Here is a 15,264-nt window from a genome sequence, read left to right on the forward strand (position 1 = left end):
ATAAACAGTAAGCCGTATTTCAACGAAGTCGGTATTGCTCCGCAAAAGTCAGGAGGCACGTGCATGAAAGTTTTATTCACGTTTTATATACCGAGTGGCGGGGTGGAAACTTTAAATAAGCTGCGGTGCGAGAGTCTCCAGCGGAATGGGATCGAATGTCATGTTTTATATCTAATGCCTGGTTCAGGAAGCCAGAATAAGGCTAACTTTCCGGTCTTCATTTCCTCTTTAGATGAGGAGATTAAAGAAGTTCTTGAGACACATAACTATGATGCCATTATTGTTACATCCGATTATTTATTGCTTAAGCGTCTGCGCGAGCTCGGTTATGGCGGTATTTTGATATACGAATCTCAAGGACTTGGAAAACGGAGTCATGCGGAAGATCTAATCAAAGACGCTATCCCTTATTTCCGCTCCTACTGTAACGCAGTCTTAATCCCACCAACGGATCATTTACTGGAGCTGTTTATTGAAATCTGTCCATGGCTACATCGGTATGTCATTCCCAATATTGTTGATGTTCAGTCCTTTCAGCATATCCCTGCAGATCCTCCGGCTGATCCGGTCATCGCTTGGGTCGGGCGTCTGGAAAGCAACAAAAATTGGCGGGAGTATTTGAAAATTGCCCATCAAATTCGCCTTCACAAACCAAACCTTCATCTATGGATGTTTCATGATCCTGAATTAGCCACAGAGGATCAAAAGCAGCTCTTCCAAGAAGAATTGCATAGGTTAGGTCTGAACGACCGTCTAAGTACCTTTACCAACATCCCTAACCATGTGATGCCGATTTATTATTCCTCCATAGCTAATTCTGGAGGGTTCCTGTTATCCACTTCTGTTACAGAGGGATTTGGATATGCCGTTGCGGAAGCCATTTGCTGTACTTGTCCCGTGCTTAGCACGGATTCCGACGGCGTTAGATCTTTTATTGTGCATAATATTTCAGGTAAATTTTATCCTCTTGGCAACATACAAACGGCCGTCAATGAAGGGCTAGAGCTAATGAACAATATATCACTGCGAAATGCACTCCGTCAGCAAGGAAGAATTTATATGGTTTCACGTTACGGTACGGAAAAATATGCGCAGTCTTTTCGTGAAATGATGAACTCCTTTGCCATCTTTTAACTGCAAAAGAACCTTCAAACCACTTTATGTGGATTTGAAGGTTCTTTATAATTTTGGGACATACTAAGATGGATTTCTTGATACAATCTCAAATAACATATTTTGAAATATTCGTGTACTTTTTTCCCAAGTGAACTCCTGTGAAACCTCTTCCCCCTTACGAGCCAATCGTTGACGTAAAGACGGGTCTCTGATTAAGGTTATAATGTCATCTGCAAGCCGATTCTCAAATCGGTAGGACATTAAGCAGTTATGACCATGTGTACAATATTCCTTATTCCCGCCGGCGTAAACCGTAACGAGTGCTGCACCACAACGCATGGCCTCGATCCCTGGTAACGAACCTGTATCATACGTGCTCGAACTTACAAAAATATCGCTCTCACTATAGTGGAAACAGAGTTCTGTATCATTCGCTGGAGTTCTTATTTGGTAACGTTCGTCGTTCACTAGGGCTTGTAGTGTTGTAGATTCCGCTTGTTCTCCGGGAGGAGAAATTAAATATATTTCGACCTCTGGATGGTAGGCTTTTACCTTGTTTAATTGCTGAAGTAAATAATCCTGCTCACGGTGAGCTGAGAATCCGCCCTCTGGTTTTCGCATAATCGCGGAAATTACCAGCCTTTTATTACGATCACGGATTTTCGTATTTTTAAAAACAGGACCTACCCCGATCGGAACGATTCTCCCTTTAATCCCATGGTTCATCTGGACAATTCCTTGTTGCCAGTGTGATAGAACGAGTAGGTTAGGTGCAATATTATACGATGAAAAAGAACGGCTATTGTCAGGTAAAAAGGTAGGCTCATAACAAAGCGCCAATCGAACATGAATACCTTTCCCCTCTTCACTTGCCTGCTGTGATACCTCTACTGTGGTATAGAAGTTGGAGATAATCACATCTCCTGCAGGAAAATCGCTTGTTGCCAGTTCTCCTTCTTTTGCATAGATCAGTTTACATTTCATCTCGTATTCTACGACACCATCGCTGGGTAAGAGGATCGTCACTTCATGACCCATTTCTGTCAGACGATTAGCCAGCTCCGTGAGCATACGCTGCGCCCCGCCTCTAGTTAGAGTTAGAACAGGAAATATTAATTTCATTTCCCTCTCTCCTTTTGCAACAAGCGTGATAGAACCCGGCGATGTCTTACTTGTACCTGCTCAATCTCCTTTTTCTGCTCCTCTTTGTGAATCACTGAGCCCATTTCATTATGAACTCGGTAATCAAGCAGCGGCTCCTCTATATAAGACCATGTATAATACGGCAAAATACGCAGCCATAGATCATAATCTTGTGTATACAACAATTTCTCATTAAATTTCCCTACTGTGCGGAAGATATCCGTATGGAGAAGAACCGTACTTCCATTCACCGGACAGCCTAACATCATGGTCTCAATAAACTGTGCCCTGCTGTCAAAAATCATACTTATCGTCTCTGAAATCCGCTCACCCTGCTCGTTTACATAATAATAGGCTGTATAATTAAACAAAGTGTCTGTGCTCTTGAGCATTTGCATCTGGTGATTGATTTTATTCGGATGAAATAAATCGTCAGCACTTAGCCAGGCAAAATAAGTTCCGGTAGCCACTCCTATCCCTTTGTTTAGTGCGGAGGCGGTTCCTCCATTGCTTTTTCGTATATAAATAATCTTATCCCTGAAGGGCTCAAGCTTCTCCATCCAAAGCGTAGATCCATCATCGATTACAATGATCTCTATGTTCGAATAACTTTGTTCCAAGACGCTTTGGATGGCGAGATCCACATATGGACAGTTATAAAAAGGAATGACCACCGACACTTTAGGTTCTTCACTCATGCGCTCACCTCCTTCACCTGAAGCTCGCTCTTTATACTGTTTTGCAAGCTAATAAGGCATCTACCGGAGCATGGCTTTCACCATACGCCTCACGAAACGATGGATTTTGAGCATGATGAAAGCCTTTAAGTACAGTTACAGCATACCCCAGCTCTATAAAGTCCTGCGGCTCCCATCCGCTCCGATGTTTTTGATAATGTTCTCCTTGCAAATGATAATGGTCCGTTCCCTCCTGCGGAAAAAAACCCCGAGGCGTAAACACGACTACCCGATTATAGGCGATTCTCTCGGCCATCCCGAGTAATCTCTGTCCTTCCTTCCTTTCAAAATGTTCTATGGAATCGATAAAAGTGACTGCCGAGAACGTCTTAGGAAGAAATAATTTATCCATATGACTAGCATCCCCATGCACTGGAATGATGTGAGGTGATTTATATTCACGATGCAGCAGGTAAGGTCTGTGAATTTCTAGTCCCAGGACAACTGCGGCATCATACCGTTCAAGCAGGGTACCGGTGCCGCTGCCGATATCCAGTATACTCTCACAGAATTTCAACTGCTCCAATAAGATTGGTAGAAAGTCATTCACTTCAATTTCCCGGTACATAACCTTCTTACCCCCCCATAGAAGAGATCAAGTGTTGGAGCGGACCCTTGTAGCGAGCGTTGGTTGCAGCTGCTTCTGCCATAATGACATCATAATACTTAAGCGTCCCCATCCCTTCATGATTACGGTAAGCAGTGAGTGACTGATTCAGCATCACAGGTGCATACCCGTTCAGAATCGCGCGGTACCATAAATCATAGTCATGTGTATAGGGTAGTGATTCATCAAATAGCCCAATTGCTCCAAAGACCTCTCTTTTGAACATCACCGTACAGCCATTAATAGGGTTACCTTGCAGAAAGCAACGTAAATAATCTAACTGATTCGGAAACAGAATTGCGGCGTTCATCTGAGTTAATTGAGATTGAGCGTTAATATAATGAAAGTTGGTATAGGAGATGAACAGGTTGTTCTGCTCCATGAACAGCACCTGATTATTGATTTTATCTCGATAGAATAAGTCATCTGAACTGAGCCAGGCCACATAGTCTCCGGTTGCATGCAAAATGCCGTGATTCAGTGCGGAGGCAGTCCCTCCGTTACTTTTTCCCAAATAATGAATTCGCGGAAAATACGGTCTAATCAGATCTGCATGAACGGTCGAGCCGTCATCGACGACGATGATCTCGTAAGGCTCCCAAGACTGTGAAAGCACACTTTGCAAGGCATGTTCTATATAAGGGCAGTTATAAAAAGGAATCACTACCGATACTTTCGGTCTCATAACATCCGTCCTTCCCAGTTCACGCGGCAATATTCCAAAATATCTGTTAAGGACTGACTAAACTCAATTCCCGGCTTCCAGCCCAGTGAAGATACATTTTCTTCAGGTGTCAAAGAGGGATCTGAAGTTATTAGTTTATCCCCCGTCACTCCGTTAACCGGAATAGAGAGAGCAGCTTGTGCTGGTCCCCAGTCCATCGGAATTGAAGCACTGGAGCGGCTTATCAGCTGCTCCGCAATATCCCCAAGTTGCCGCTGTGTCCCTGAGTCAATTTGATATATGGTTCCATTAGTACCTTCGCGCAATATAAAATCATAAGCTCTTACAGCATCGCGTACATCCAAAAAATCACGTAATGCATAACGAGATGAAAGTTTAAAGGGAGGTATTCCTTCGCCTGCATGTACTTCACTACGAACAATATGCTGTGCCAATAAAGAGCAGAAACCAGTAGAAGGACCGGGACCGATTAGGTTACAGGGCTCAGCCAGCAGAACAGGCTGTTTAAACAGCGTCCCCCAAGCCAGAGACACCAGCTCTTCTATTGTTTTGCTAAGGCTATATGGGTGTGGGGGTCCTGCCACCACACCCGGTTTGAATTTAAGCCGTGAGCCTGCTACAAGAATTCGACTGGCAGGTAGACTTCGCATGGCTTCGAGCAAATACAACGTAGCCATCACATTCGTCTCCATAAAGAGCAAAGGGTTACGCCAAGACTCGGGCACCGAGTTGTTTCCTGCCAAATGAAGAACAGCCTCCGGCGTAGTTTCCTTGATCATCTCAGCTACGGCCTTCCGATTGCTTAAATCACAGTAATAAACCTTCACTCCTTCTGGAAACAAGGCGGAAGCCAGGGCACCCGCTGTCGATGGCGGACGCACCACAGCGGTAACCTCAGCACCTCCTGCCAAGAACAAATGAACGGCATGTCGACCGGTGAATCCGGCAGCCCCCGTAATCAGTAGTTTTTGACCTTTCATGGGGACATCTCTGACTGTTTCATCCAGTCAGCCAGCTCTTGCAGCATCAATGGGTACGAAGGCAACGGCAAATTAACATCCGTTCTTGTATTCACTAATGTTCGATCTTGAACATGTTCATCCTCAGGGATGATTTCCACATCCTCTTTATGAAAAGCAGCCTGAATATGCTGAAGCAGCTCATACTTACTCACCGGCTTCGGATGCGCTAAATGGATCAGCCCCGATACCGTGGAGTCCAGCAGCTTATCCATTGTCTTAGCTAATTGGAGTGTAGTGACTCCGTTCCACATCACCCTGCGGTATCCTGACACTTGACCACGCTGTGCCAGAAACCAATCCATCAAACCAATGCCGTCCGGGCGGATTTCCGGACCAATAATCGAAGTGCGGATCGTAAGATGTCCAGGTTGCCGCACCTCACCAAGACTTTTCGAAATCGCATAAGCAGAAGTTCCATCAGGAACATCCTCTTCTGTGTACCCCCCGCGTGTTCCTTCAAACACGCAGTCGGTACTGATATGAATAAGTCTTGCATGCACAACTTCCGCCATCCGCCACAAGTGATGAGGAAGAAAGCCATTCACGTGGTAAGCGCCAATTTTGTCACGTTCTGCGAATTGATTGAGTACCCCCATCGCATTAATGATGCAATGAGGGGAGACGATATCGACCAGCTTCTCTACTCCGGCTATATCGTTCGCATCTACATACAGCCCGCCAAGATCGCTCTTATCCCGGGTTGTATGGAAGACGTGATGCTTGCCCTGGCGGCGGAAATAATCCGCCAGCATATGCCCCGCCATACCGTTTCCACCAAGGATAAGCAGCTTCATTGCAGGAACCCTCCTCGAATCAAGATGCTTTTGATCTCTTCCTGATCCATTAGATTCGTCTCGGAGCTGAAGCTATTAAAAGAGACATGAGGATAAGCGCTATAATGTGCCTTTAACTCTGGCATGTTCAGTGTAGGGAGGATCACTAGATACTGTTCATCGTAGACAACGGTTGTTAAGCTTTCGAAATCGCTCATTAGAATCTCGTGTATTTTCTCCCCCGGACGAATTCCGGTCTCAATAATACTTACATTCGGCTCTCCTGAGGCCTCGATTAATACCTCAGCCAGGTCGATAATCCGGCAGGTAGGCATCGTCATGACAAAGATTTCTCCACCTAAGCTAACCTCAGAAGCTTTAAATAACAACGTAATCGCATCGCGCAGGGTAAAAAAGAAGCGGGTCATTTTCATATCGGTAATACGTACCTGTCCCTTGTCCTTGATCTGCTTCATGAACAAATGTACTACGCTGCCGTTCGTTCCGAGCACATTCCCTCCACGTACGGTTACAAAACGGGTGTTTGAGCCAATTAGATTGGCATAGACGAACAATTTTTCCCCAATCGCTTTGGTCATTCCATAGAAGTTCGACGGGTTTGCAGCCTTATCCGTAGAAATGTAGATGGCTTTCTCAACGCCATTCACAATGGCTGCTTCGATCACATTCTGAGTGCCTACAACATTGGTTTTGAGCGCTTCATAGGGCTGATCTTCACAGACCGGAACATGTTTGAGCGCCGCCAAATGGAAGATATAATCAACGCCGCGGCAGGCGGCGACCAGCGCATCCTTGTCACGGATATCACCAATGATAAAGCTGAGACGTTGATCCTCGAACTCCCGGCTCATCGCCACCTGAGCGGACTCACTGCGGGAGAATACGATGATTTCCTTAGGATTTTGCGGCAGAAGTTGCCTAATCAGCTCATGCCCCCAGGAACCGGTGCCGCCTGTGACCACAATCCGTTTATTATTGAACATGCAGGTTCCCTCCAAGCAAAAATTTAACTACCTTTACCGAAACATCCGGAGTCAAGTACCCTTCCGGAGCTTCCCAATCCCGACGAAGTGCCGTCATCAGCTTGACGCTACGTAGAATACTTTTCTGGTCTACACCTGATACCACATTACTTCCGCAATCCACCGTTTCTGGACGCTCCGTTGTTCTGCGAATCGTAACGGTTGGTACTTTCATCAAGCAGCATTCCTCCTGTACGGTCCCACTGTCGGTGATGGCACACAAGGCGTGCTGTTCCAAATAAACAAAATCAAAAAATCCGAAGGGCTCATGAAATTCAACGAGAGGGTTCATTGGAAGAGAAAATTGCTCAGTTAATTTGGAGCGGGTGCGAGGATGAATGCTGCATATTAAACGAATTCCAAAATGCTCAGCCACTGCGTTAAGACCTGACATAATTTGTACAAGGGACTCTGGATCATCTACATTCTCTGCACGATGTGCTGTGACTAGGAAATACTGCCCTGAGGTAAGATTCAGCTGCTCCAGAATGCTGCTGGCCTGGATTTTTGCTCCAAAATGAGTCATGACCTCATGAATCGGATTTCCTGTTAACACAATACGTCTGCTTGGGAAGCCTTCGCTGATTAGATGTCTTTTGCTCTGCTGTGTATATGGCATATTAATGGTCGAAACGGCATCTATGACACGGCGGTTTTTCTCTTCGGGCACTTTTAGGTCATAGCAGCGGTTGCCTGCCTCCATATGCACCACCGGAATACCCATTCGTTCCGCCAAAATCGCGCATAACGCGCTATTCGTATCCCCCAGAAGCAAGACACGGTCTGGCTGTTCTTTCTGTAAAATGCTCTCTAGCCCTCCGAACATGGCGGCAAGCTGGCCGCCGAGTCCTGCTTGCTTATCCTGCAGCACATAATCCGGTGCCCGCAGTCCCAGCTCTGCAAAGAAAATGCCGCTGAGACTGGCGGTGAAGTTCTGGCCGGTATGCACCAGGATATGCCGCTCAGCATGTTCGTCGAGAAGCGGAATGATAACACTGAGGCGGATGATTTCAGGCCTCGTGCCTAAAATCGTCATGATCTTCATGAGTTCACTCCCCTGCCTGTTTGATGATGGTCTGACTTGACTCAGTCGGGTGGACTGAGCGGTTAAAGGGAGGGGGCAATTAACGGGCTGGATTCGCAGCATTATGGGGCATTTTTGCCTTCCTTTTCGCTCATCTGGCTGGATTCGGGCATTCGAGGGCATTTTTTGCCTTCCTTTTCGCTCATCTGGCTGGATTCGCGGCATTCGAGGGCATTTTTGCCTTCCTTTTCGCTCATCTGGCCGAATTCGCGGCATTCGAGGGCATTTTTGCCTTCCTTTTCGCTCATCTGGCCGAATTCGCGGCATTCGAGGGCATTTTTGCTTCTCTTTTCGCCCATCTGGCCGAATTCGCGGCATTCGAGGGCATTTTTGCCTTTCTTTCGCTCATCTGGCCGAATTCGGGCATTCGAGGGTATAAATGCCCCGCTTTTCGCTCCGCCAGCCACCTCCGCGGCAATCGAGGCATTTACGCTGCGCGCCGCCGCCCACCCCGGCGGGCCCGGCGGCGCTTGCCCCCGGCGGTGCTCCGCCGCCGGGCAGAACCCTTACGCCGCTTGCGAGCAACGCGGCGCAAAACCAACGGGCGCCCGCTTCGGCGGCGCGCCCGGGCTTTGCCGCGTCGCTTGCGGGCGACGCGGCTCGGCAGGGCCTTGCTTCGCGGCAAAGCCGGCGACGCAGCGGGCAATTCAGGCAGGACAGCGGGTGGTTCCACCACGCTGTCGGCCTCGCGCACCGGTGGTGCGCTGCAGTAGCGGAGGCTCCACATCTCCGCAAGACCCTGCAGGCGGCTCCGATAAGCCGCCGGACCATAAACGGCGTCGACGCGCTCCCGCGCTTGGGCACCTATGGTTATCGCCAGTCCCGGCTGCGCCAGCATGACGTTGACTCTTTCGGCCAGCGCGGAAATGTCCGACGCGGGCACGAGATTATCGCCGCAGCCTGCTGCGTGCAGGATTTCCCGCAAGCCTCCGGAATCGTAAGCAACCACGGGCTTTCCAAACGCCATTCCTTCCAAAGCGGTCATTCCGAAGCCTTCGCGGATCAAGCTGGGAACAACCAGCACATCCATAGCGCAATAAGCAGATGGAAGGCATTCGGCATAACCAACAAATTTAAATCGGGTATACAGACCCTCAAGTTTTACCTTACGGACACAGCGATCATAGTAGCTTTTGTCACCAGCTGAACCTATGACAACAAATTTCGCACTAGGATGGACCGCGTACACAAGCACAGCCATTTTCACAAAATGTTCCAATCCTTTTTCCTTATTAATAAAGGAAGAAATATAACCGACCAGCTGCTCCTGCGGTTTAATCTTTAGCTCTCGCCGTCGTTCGCCCCGAAGCTTGCTCCAAGCCTCAATCATCATCTCTTTGTCATTCCAAGAAGGGGGAAGCTGAATTACTTTCTCCGCTCTCACTTCCTCTGGAAAGCAAGCTGCTGCCGTCTGTGAAATAGCCAGAATCTCATCACTATTCCGATGAATCAGCCCTACACTAATGGGTGTATATTCATTGTCTGTTATCGTCTCTGATATTTTCCATACCACCGGAATGCCCAGTGACTTGGCAGCCATTGCTGGCAAAGCATGGACACAGGTACTTGTAATAATAAACGCCGGGCGCAGAGAGGTCAGCCAGTCTGTTAACTCGTGATACTCCCTGCTTTCCTGGAATTTACGAGCATCTGCCTCGAGCCCTGCATAAGGAGTGTACATTCCATATAAAAGTGGAATCGAGAGCAACTGTACACTTATCCCGAAGCTTCTAGCCTGAGCAGTCAGCTTGCCGTCCTGTGGTGCAACGAGAATACAATTAAAGTACGGAGAAAGCTCCTGAGCGAAGAACAACAACAGCTTCTCCGCTCCGGTAATACTGCGTGTATTAGATACATGTGAAAAGAGGACGATTGTAGCTTTATCAGCCATGGCGTTTCGGCGCTCCCTAACGAGGGCCTGGAGCAGCCATTCACCTCCCTAAAAGTTTTACGAAGCGTTGCTCACGTTTCTTACTTCGCAGTAAAACTCACTTCGAAAGCATCAGCTTCTTTTCATCAGGTTACAGGCATACGCTGAGGTCCGGTTCTACAGTATATCGAGGAAAAACAGATGCCGGCACGACACCTGTCCCCTGCTAAGCGCACATTTCTATATCCAGTTTAGGCCTAAGTCTAGCCGTAGATTACTGTTAGCATCTGGTGAATACGTTTTGCGTAAGTGTGATCCTTGAGCGTCCGTTCAAAAGCCCGCAGCGCGATTGCCCGGCGTTCCTCCTCATGGGTTAAGTAATAACGGATCTTATCCATCATTTCCTGAGGGCTCGCAAAGGTCTCAATTTCTTCACCAGGCTTGTAGAAAGATCCCATATCATCTCTGGCATCTACTAATTGCAACGTGCCCGTTGCTGCAATTTCAAAAGTACGCGGATTAGGAGAAACAGCAGGAATCGAAAGCGTATTGTTATTAACTACTTCATCAATGTGTGAGCGGTGGAGGTTAATGACGATTTTAGAGCCGCTGTAAGCTACTGACGTCTCTTGCGGGGACATCCATTTACCAATTTCAATACGGTCACCGTAGAGCGGAGCCTCAGGCAGACGATCCCACCAGATTCCGTTAATCACCGTGTTATAGTTCATCAAATCAGGAAGAATCTCACGGAAGAAGTTTACCCGGTTCCAATAGGCGGAGCCAATAAAGCTAACTTCCCGATTCACTGGCGAACGTGTTGTAGTAGGACGGTAATGCTCCAGGTGAGCAGCAAAGGGGAGATAATGGACCTCTGGGCAACCAAGTCCCCGATAGAAATCAATACAATTACGTTCAAGGGTGAATACAAAATCGTAGTGTGCCACAATCTTGATCGTAAAGTCAGTATAATAAGGATCATCTGTAAGCCAAATAGCGGTCCGGATGCCACTTGCACGAATAGCATCAATTTGTTCAAGAGGTAAATCCATACCGTCTAGCACCAATACCAGATCCGGTCTTTGCGCTGCAGCCAGCTCTACTAGATTTTGACGCACATCCGTAATTGTGACTTGAGCTGTTAATTTTTGTAATGCGCAAAGAACCGCATCATCTAAAGGAGAGTAAGGGTAGCCTTTGCCAGAAGCGACATACATGACATGAATATTCCGTACAGGAAATACTTCTTCTGGCCGACCATTCAGGATCGCAAGGCGCCCCCGTAAATAGCCTTCATCATAACCACCCTTGAAACCACTCAGACGACCACGCAGCTTTTCTTCCTCCGGAGGTGTCAGAGGTAATGGGGGTGTAGGCATAATAAATTCATTATTGTTCATAATCCTCGCTCCTTTATCCCTTTATAGATTTCATACACGTGAAGCAATCACATTCAGCAAATGAGGCAAACGAGCAGTGAATGTATGGTTTCGCATGGTAGTCTGTAATCCCCGTAAAGCATAGATTCGCCGCTCTTTTTCATGCTTCAGATAGTACTCAATCTTCTGCTGCAGTTCCTTAGCGGAGCCAAAAGTATCCAGATCATAACCAGGCCGATAATAATTGCCCAAATCCTCACGAACATCCGTAAGCTGCATAGTACCGCAGGCGCTGATCTCATAGGTGCGCGGATTAATAGAACGAGAAGGAAGGCGGTAGCTATTCCGGTTATCCTGACCCTCTTCCCACGGGCGGTGAATATTAATGACTATTTTTGCACCACTGTAGTAATTCGCTGTCTCCTCAGGCGGGATAAAGCCATTGCTGATAAAAGGTGTAAGTTGATCATAGGTTGCGAGGCGTTCCCAGAATCCCCCAGCGATAAGCACTTTCTTCCCCTTAAGATAAGGTGCCAGTTCGTCGAACAGCTCTGTCCGATTACGAAATGCATTACCAATAAATACAATGTCATACTGGTATTGCGGGCCGGTACGCCGTGGGTAGAACATCTTTGGATTGACACATAGTGGCAAATAATGAACCGATGACACCCCAAGGGATTGATAGAACTCTACACAACCCAGCTCATGTGTAAATACGTGATCATAATGCCTGCAAATGACTGAAGTGTCCTCTGTAAAATAAGGATCATCCACAAACCAAATGGCGGCTTTGATGCCTAGCTTTCTTATCTCCGAAATCTGTTCTAAATGATTTTCCGGGAATACATGAAGCCCATTCATCACTAGCACTGCCCCAGGCATTTCCCGTGCCGCGGTTTCCAGCATCGTTTCAGGAGTACTTATTACAAGCTCACTTACAAGCTGCTGCAGCGCCTCCGTTACGCCAGTGTCGATCGCCTGAAATCCCTGAGGAACATACATTAACTTAAATGGTCGGCAGGCTTCGACCCCTGGAGTATTCAGACGCTGCACAGCCTCACACATGCCAAGACGATATCCTTCGTGATAACCGTCGCGATATTCTCGCGGATGCTTGTGTTTTTTTCTCTTTCTCGCTTTCACGGCCTTCACCCTGCCCCGTCGTATTCTCAAGACAGTATAACTATATGCGGAGTCAGCACCCGCCTCATGGACATCTGTCTTTACTAGAACTAAATTGGCAGATGTCCCCTGTCTTTTGCCCGGCTTGCCCGAACCTTAGATGATTTCATCCACTCACAGGATGCTGGTATACTATAAGAGGCTGTTTAAAAAGTCCGCTTTTGATCACAAAGTATCCCAAGAAGATTACTCGACATCGAAGATTGAATTCAGGCGAAACTTCCGGTGCTCACGTAGCTTCCACTACGCTCCACTCCTCAGTTTCTATCTTCTTTCAATCTTCTCGGTGCTGAAGACCGTACTTTTTGAACACGCACTACAAAGGTCTAACTTGAGACTTACATCTCGTCAGATCTGAGCGGAAATGATTATCTATGGCATTCACAAGGGGGAGACTATGAATAACACCACGTTGTACTTGCGCCATGCAGAACTGCTTCGTGATCAGGTTCCATCATTCCAAACCTATCCATTTCATCTGCCGGCCGTAAGAACACTGGATCGGCTTATTTTTCAAAAGCCAGTAACCTTTCTTGTCGGGGAGAATGGCACAGGGAAATCTACCTTGCTAGAGGGAATTGCTGCTGCGTGGGGCTTTAACCCTGAAGGCGGAACACTTAACTTCTCTTTTAACACTCGTTCCTCGCATTCGAGTCTCTATGAGTATTTTAGAATTGCTAGAGGGGTTAGACGTCCAAAGGATGGTTTTTTTCTACGCGCGGAGAGCTATTATAATGTGGCTTCCTACATTGATGAATTAGATGAACAGCCTAGTTTTGGTCCACCAATCAAGAACTCCTATGGAGGCAAGTCTCTGCATGAGCAGTCTCACGGAGAGTCTTTTTTCGCAGCGTTCGTTCATCGTTTTGGAGGGCGTGGTCTTTATATCCTCGATGAACCTGAAGCGGCTCTGTCTCCTCTGCGGCAAATGTCTCTGCTGGTGCGTATGCATGAGCTAGTCGGGCAGGATTCACAGTTTATTATCGCGACCCATTCTCCCATTCTGATGTCCTATCCGGGAGCTGAGATTTTTCTCCTAGAAGGTGAGGGCATTCGGTCCGTCGCCTTAGAAGAAACAGAGCACTACACCGTGACCAAAGCATTTATGAATGACCGGCAGGGCATGTTACGCGAGCTATTGGAGGATGAATAAAAACAGCAAGTCTCCATAATCGGAAACTTGCTGTTTGAGTTGTTCCTTCTATTAACGTCTTACCATTCCCACTACCTTGTGTACAATCCATCCGAACATGACTACAACCATCATATCGAAGCACACATTAAACAAGAATAAATGCTTACCGATGTCCGCCCTTCCGTCCCCAAGAATCGGAACCAAGAAAGAGAAAATCCCTATCAGTCCCAATAACATCAGCAGTTCACCAGCAACTCTTCCCCGAACATCCCGGCTACGGAAATATTGGAACAACGCCCCGGCAAAATACACCAGATAGAATATAGTGAGAAATCCGAGCGTATGCGGAATATGCTTGTTCTTGAATTCGCTCCACCCGCTATAAGCGTACGATAATGCACCTGCTGCCTTATTTTCACTCTTCTCATAGTTCCCTAGGTAATAAGGACGAATCGCCATACTGTTACTCGCAGCATATTCCATATTATCTATTAACCGTCCTGGATGTTTTAAGTAGAAGAACAATACATCCTTATGGGATACCCGGTCGTAGAAATCCGTTACCAGCGAAGGATCATCCTGTTTGATGACTGTATCGGTCTGAAAATAATTCGTGCCCGCAAGAACCTCCAACCGCTCCGGCAATCCGAGATCCTGCAAATCTCCCTTCACATCCGGTGATTCATTTAATATCCCAAAAAACACGGTCTGATACAGGTTAATATGCTTCAGCTCTTTCGGCGCCGTCACGTACATAACGATGGATACCAGAAATATGGCAATCGAAAAGCGTAAGGCGAGCTTTCTCCATTTTCGCTCACTATCAAGTGTCATAAACCGCAGGAAGATCAGTGCAAAGGCAATTCCAATCGGCGCATTCTGAATTTTGGAGGTGACCAAAAAGAGAATCGCAATAAAAAATAAGGTTAACCCCTTAGTCGTAGGCTTTTCTTGGCTTGTTAATCTTAACCCCAGCGCAAAGGTCAACAGCATAAACACCATCGACACCGGTTCTCCGAATAAGGAGTTAAAGTATGTCAAATACCCAATATCAAAAAATACAAATAATATAGCTGCACCTAGCAGCAGGCCAGTAACATAAGAGCCGCGAGCATTGTACTTCACCAGCAGCCAGGTCGCCACCAGTAAAAGAAGACCGTAGACTGCACCAAGCAATCTAACATCAAAAAAGCTGCCATGGATGAGCCCGCCGATCAACCTCGGTACAAGCACAATCAAAATCTGTGAAGAAGGATAGAAGCCCCTAAACAAATTCTCATACGCAAAACGAGAATGGCTAAAATTAAAAAACTGGTCGGTATACGATGCTGCAGTATCATAGTAGTTCAGACCGATGGTATTCATCATACGCAGGAAATCTCCATTATCAGCAACCCCAATAAAAGGTCCTACGAATAGCAGATAAATAATGACACCGCAGCCGGCAAGGCTTACGAGATACTCCGGTTTCCAGAACTTTTTCAT

General features: G+C 47.0%; 15 protein-coding genes. 2 read left to right on the forward strand and 13 right to left on the reverse strand.

Annotation, left to right across the window (positions count from 1 at the left end):
* Window positions 1-63 precede the first annotated feature (63 nt).
* Window positions 64-1,134 (forward strand): glycosyltransferase family 4 protein, encoded by a 1,071-nt coding sequence (locus ACN6KS_RS25090; RefSeq protein WP_341135655.1) that lies wholly within the window; start codon window positions 64-66, stop codon window positions 1,132-1,134.
* Window positions 1,135-1,197: 63 nt separating this feature from the next.
* Here the strand turns inward: ACN6KS_RS25090 and ACN6KS_RS25095 are convergent, their stop codons facing one another.
* The 12 genes from ACN6KS_RS25095 to ACN6KS_RS25150 all read right to left on the reverse strand — a co-directional run bounded on the left by ACN6KS_RS25095 (window position 1,198) and on the right by ACN6KS_RS25150 (window position 12,527).
* Window positions 1,198-2,238: a glycosyltransferase family 4 protein gene (locus ACN6KS_RS25095; protein ID WP_440960736.1), complete on the reverse strand. Its 1,041-nt coding sequence runs from the start codon at window positions 2,236-2,238 to the stop codon at window positions 1,198-1,200.
* Complete coding sequence (locus ACN6KS_RS25100; protein ID WP_440960737.1) at window positions 2,235-2,957, reverse strand: glycosyltransferase; 723 nt, start codon at window positions 2,955-2,957, stop codon at window positions 2,235-2,237. The genes ACN6KS_RS25095 and ACN6KS_RS25100 overlap by 4 nt, the downstream gene beginning before the upstream one ends.
* Window positions 2,958-2,988: 31 nt before the next feature.
* Window positions 2,989-3,564, reverse strand: coding sequence for a class I SAM-dependent methyltransferase (locus tag ACN6KS_RS25105; RefSeq protein WP_440960738.1), 576 nt, complete (start codon window positions 3,562-3,564; stop codon window positions 2,989-2,991).
* 7 nt (window positions 3,565-3,571) lie between these two features.
* Window positions 3,572-4,288, reverse strand: a complete 717-nt coding sequence (locus ACN6KS_RS25110) for a glycosyltransferase (RefSeq protein WP_440960739.1) — start codon at window positions 4,286-4,288, stop codon at window positions 3,572-3,574.
* Window positions 4,285-5,268: an NAD-dependent epimerase/dehydratase family protein gene (locus tag ACN6KS_RS25115; protein ID WP_440960740.1), complete on the reverse strand. Its 984-nt coding sequence runs from the start codon at window positions 5,266-5,268 to the stop codon at window positions 4,285-4,287. Before ACN6KS_RS25115 ends, ACN6KS_RS25110 begins: the two co-directional genes overlap by 4 nt.
* Window positions 5,265-6,104: a dTDP-4-dehydrorhamnose reductase family protein gene (locus ACN6KS_RS25120; protein ID WP_440960741.1), complete on the reverse strand. Its 840-nt coding sequence runs from the start codon at window positions 6,102-6,104 to the stop codon at window positions 5,265-5,267. Before ACN6KS_RS25120 ends, ACN6KS_RS25115 begins: the two co-directional genes overlap by 4 nt.
* Window positions 6,101-7,087, reverse strand: a complete 987-nt coding sequence (locus ACN6KS_RS25125) for a polysaccharide biosynthesis protein (protein WP_076285977.1) — start codon at window positions 7,085-7,087, stop codon at window positions 6,101-6,103. The genes ACN6KS_RS25120 and ACN6KS_RS25125 overlap by 4 nt, the downstream gene beginning before the upstream one ends.
* A complete protein-coding gene (gene wecB / locus ACN6KS_RS25130) occupies window positions 7,077-8,171 on the reverse strand; it encodes a non-hydrolyzing UDP-N-acetylglucosamine 2-epimerase (RefSeq protein WP_094872670.1) in 1,095 nt (364 codons plus the stop codon). Before wecB ends, ACN6KS_RS25125 begins: the two co-directional genes overlap by 11 nt.
* Window positions 8,172-8,272: 101 nt before the next feature.
* The gene (locus tag ACN6KS_RS25135) at window positions 8,273-8,617 is read right to left on the reverse strand and encodes a hypothetical protein (protein WP_440960742.1); all 345 of its coding nucleotides are present in this window, start codon (window positions 8,615-8,617) and stop codon (window positions 8,273-8,275) included.
* A gap of 20 nt (window positions 8,618-8,637) precedes the next feature.
* Window positions 8,638-10,101 carry a glycosyltransferase family 4 protein gene (locus tag ACN6KS_RS25140; protein WP_341135659.1) on the reverse strand — a complete coding sequence of 488 codons (1,464 nt, stop codon included), beginning with the start codon at window positions 10,099-10,101 and terminating at the stop codon, window positions 8,638-8,640.
* A gap of 242 nt (window positions 10,102-10,343) precedes the next feature.
* A complete protein-coding gene (locus tag ACN6KS_RS25145) occupies window positions 10,344-11,459 on the reverse strand; it encodes a CgeB family protein (protein ID WP_094874808.1) in 1,116 nt (371 codons plus the stop codon).
* 51 nt (window positions 11,460-11,510) lie between these two features.
* A complete protein-coding gene (locus ACN6KS_RS25150; protein ID WP_094874807.1) occupies window positions 11,511-12,527 on the reverse strand; it encodes a CgeB family protein in 1,017 nt (338 codons plus the stop codon).
* Between the two features lie 514 nt (window positions 12,528-13,041).
* On the opposite strand from ACN6KS_RS25150, the gene ACN6KS_RS25155 reads away from it, so the two are divergent.
* Window positions 13,042-13,797, forward strand: a complete 756-nt coding sequence (locus ACN6KS_RS25155; protein WP_094871710.1) for an AAA family ATPase — start codon at window positions 13,042-13,044, stop codon at window positions 13,795-13,797.
* 51 nt (window positions 13,798-13,848) lie between these two features.
* On the opposite strand, the gene wsfD is transcribed toward ACN6KS_RS25155, so the two are convergent.
* Complete coding sequence (wsfD, locus tag ACN6KS_RS25160) at window positions 13,849-15,264, reverse strand: glycan biosynthesis hexose transferase WsfD (protein WP_440960743.1); 1,416 nt, start codon at window positions 15,262-15,264, stop codon at window positions 13,849-13,851.

The organism is Paenibacillus nitricinens, from assembly GCF_052056485.1.
GTDB lineage: Bacteria > Bacillota > Bacilli > Paenibacillales > Paenibacillaceae > Paenibacillus_AQ > Paenibacillus_AQ nitricinens.

Excerpts from the sequence above, each read along its gene's own strand:
- ACN6KS_RS25145 (WP_094874808.1), bottom strand. The coding sequence starts at position 11,459 with ATGCCTACACCCCCATTACCTCTGACACCTCCGGAGGAAGAAAAGCTG.
- ACN6KS_RS25155 (WP_094871710.1), top strand. The coding sequence starts at position 13,042 with ATGAATAACACCACGTTGTACTTGCGCCATGCAGAACTGCTTCGTGAT.
- wsfD (WP_440960743.1), bottom strand. The coding sequence starts at position 15,264 with ATGAAAAAGTTCTGGAAACCGGAGTATCTCGTAAGCCTTGCCGGCTGC.
- ACN6KS_RS25120 (WP_440960741.1), bottom strand. The coding sequence starts at position 6,104 with ATGAAGCTGCTTATCCTTGGTGGAAACGGTATGGCGGGGCATATGCTG.
- ACN6KS_RS25150 (WP_094874807.1), bottom strand. The coding sequence starts at position 12,527 with ATGTGTGAGGCTGTGCAGCGTCTGAATACTCCAGGGGTCGAAGCCTGC.
- ACN6KS_RS25095 (WP_440960736.1), bottom strand. The coding sequence starts at position 2,238 with ATGAAATTAATATTTCCTGTTCTAACTCTAACTAGAGGCGGGGCGCAG.
- wecB (WP_094872670.1), bottom strand. The coding sequence starts at position 8,171 with ATGAAGATCATGACGATTTTAGGCACGAGGCCTGAAATCATCCGCCTC.
- ACN6KS_RS25090 (WP_341135655.1), top strand. The coding sequence starts at position 64 with ATGAAAGTTTTATTCACGTTTTATATACCGAGTGGCGGGGTGGAAACT.
- ACN6KS_RS25125 (WP_076285977.1), bottom strand. The coding sequence starts at position 7,087 with ATGTTCAATAATAAACGGATTGTGGTCACAGGCGGCACCGGTTCCTGG.
- ACN6KS_RS25105 (WP_440960738.1), bottom strand. The coding sequence starts at position 3,564 with ATGTACCGGGAAATTGAAGTGAATGACTTTCTACCAATCTTATTGGAG.
- ACN6KS_RS25140 (WP_341135659.1), bottom strand. The coding sequence starts at position 10,101 with ATGGCTGATAAAGCTACAATCGTCCTCTTTTCACATGTATCTAATACA.
- ACN6KS_RS25115 (WP_440960740.1), bottom strand. The coding sequence starts at position 5,268 with ATGAAAGGTCAAAAACTACTGATTACGGGGGCTGCCGGATTCACCGGT.
- ACN6KS_RS25110 (WP_440960739.1), bottom strand. The coding sequence starts at position 4,288 with ATGAGACCGAAAGTATCGGTAGTGATTCCTTTTTATAACTGCCCTTAT.
- ACN6KS_RS25100 (WP_440960737.1), bottom strand. The coding sequence starts at position 2,957 with ATGAGTGAAGAACCTAAAGTGTCGGTGGTCATTCCTTTTTATAACTGT.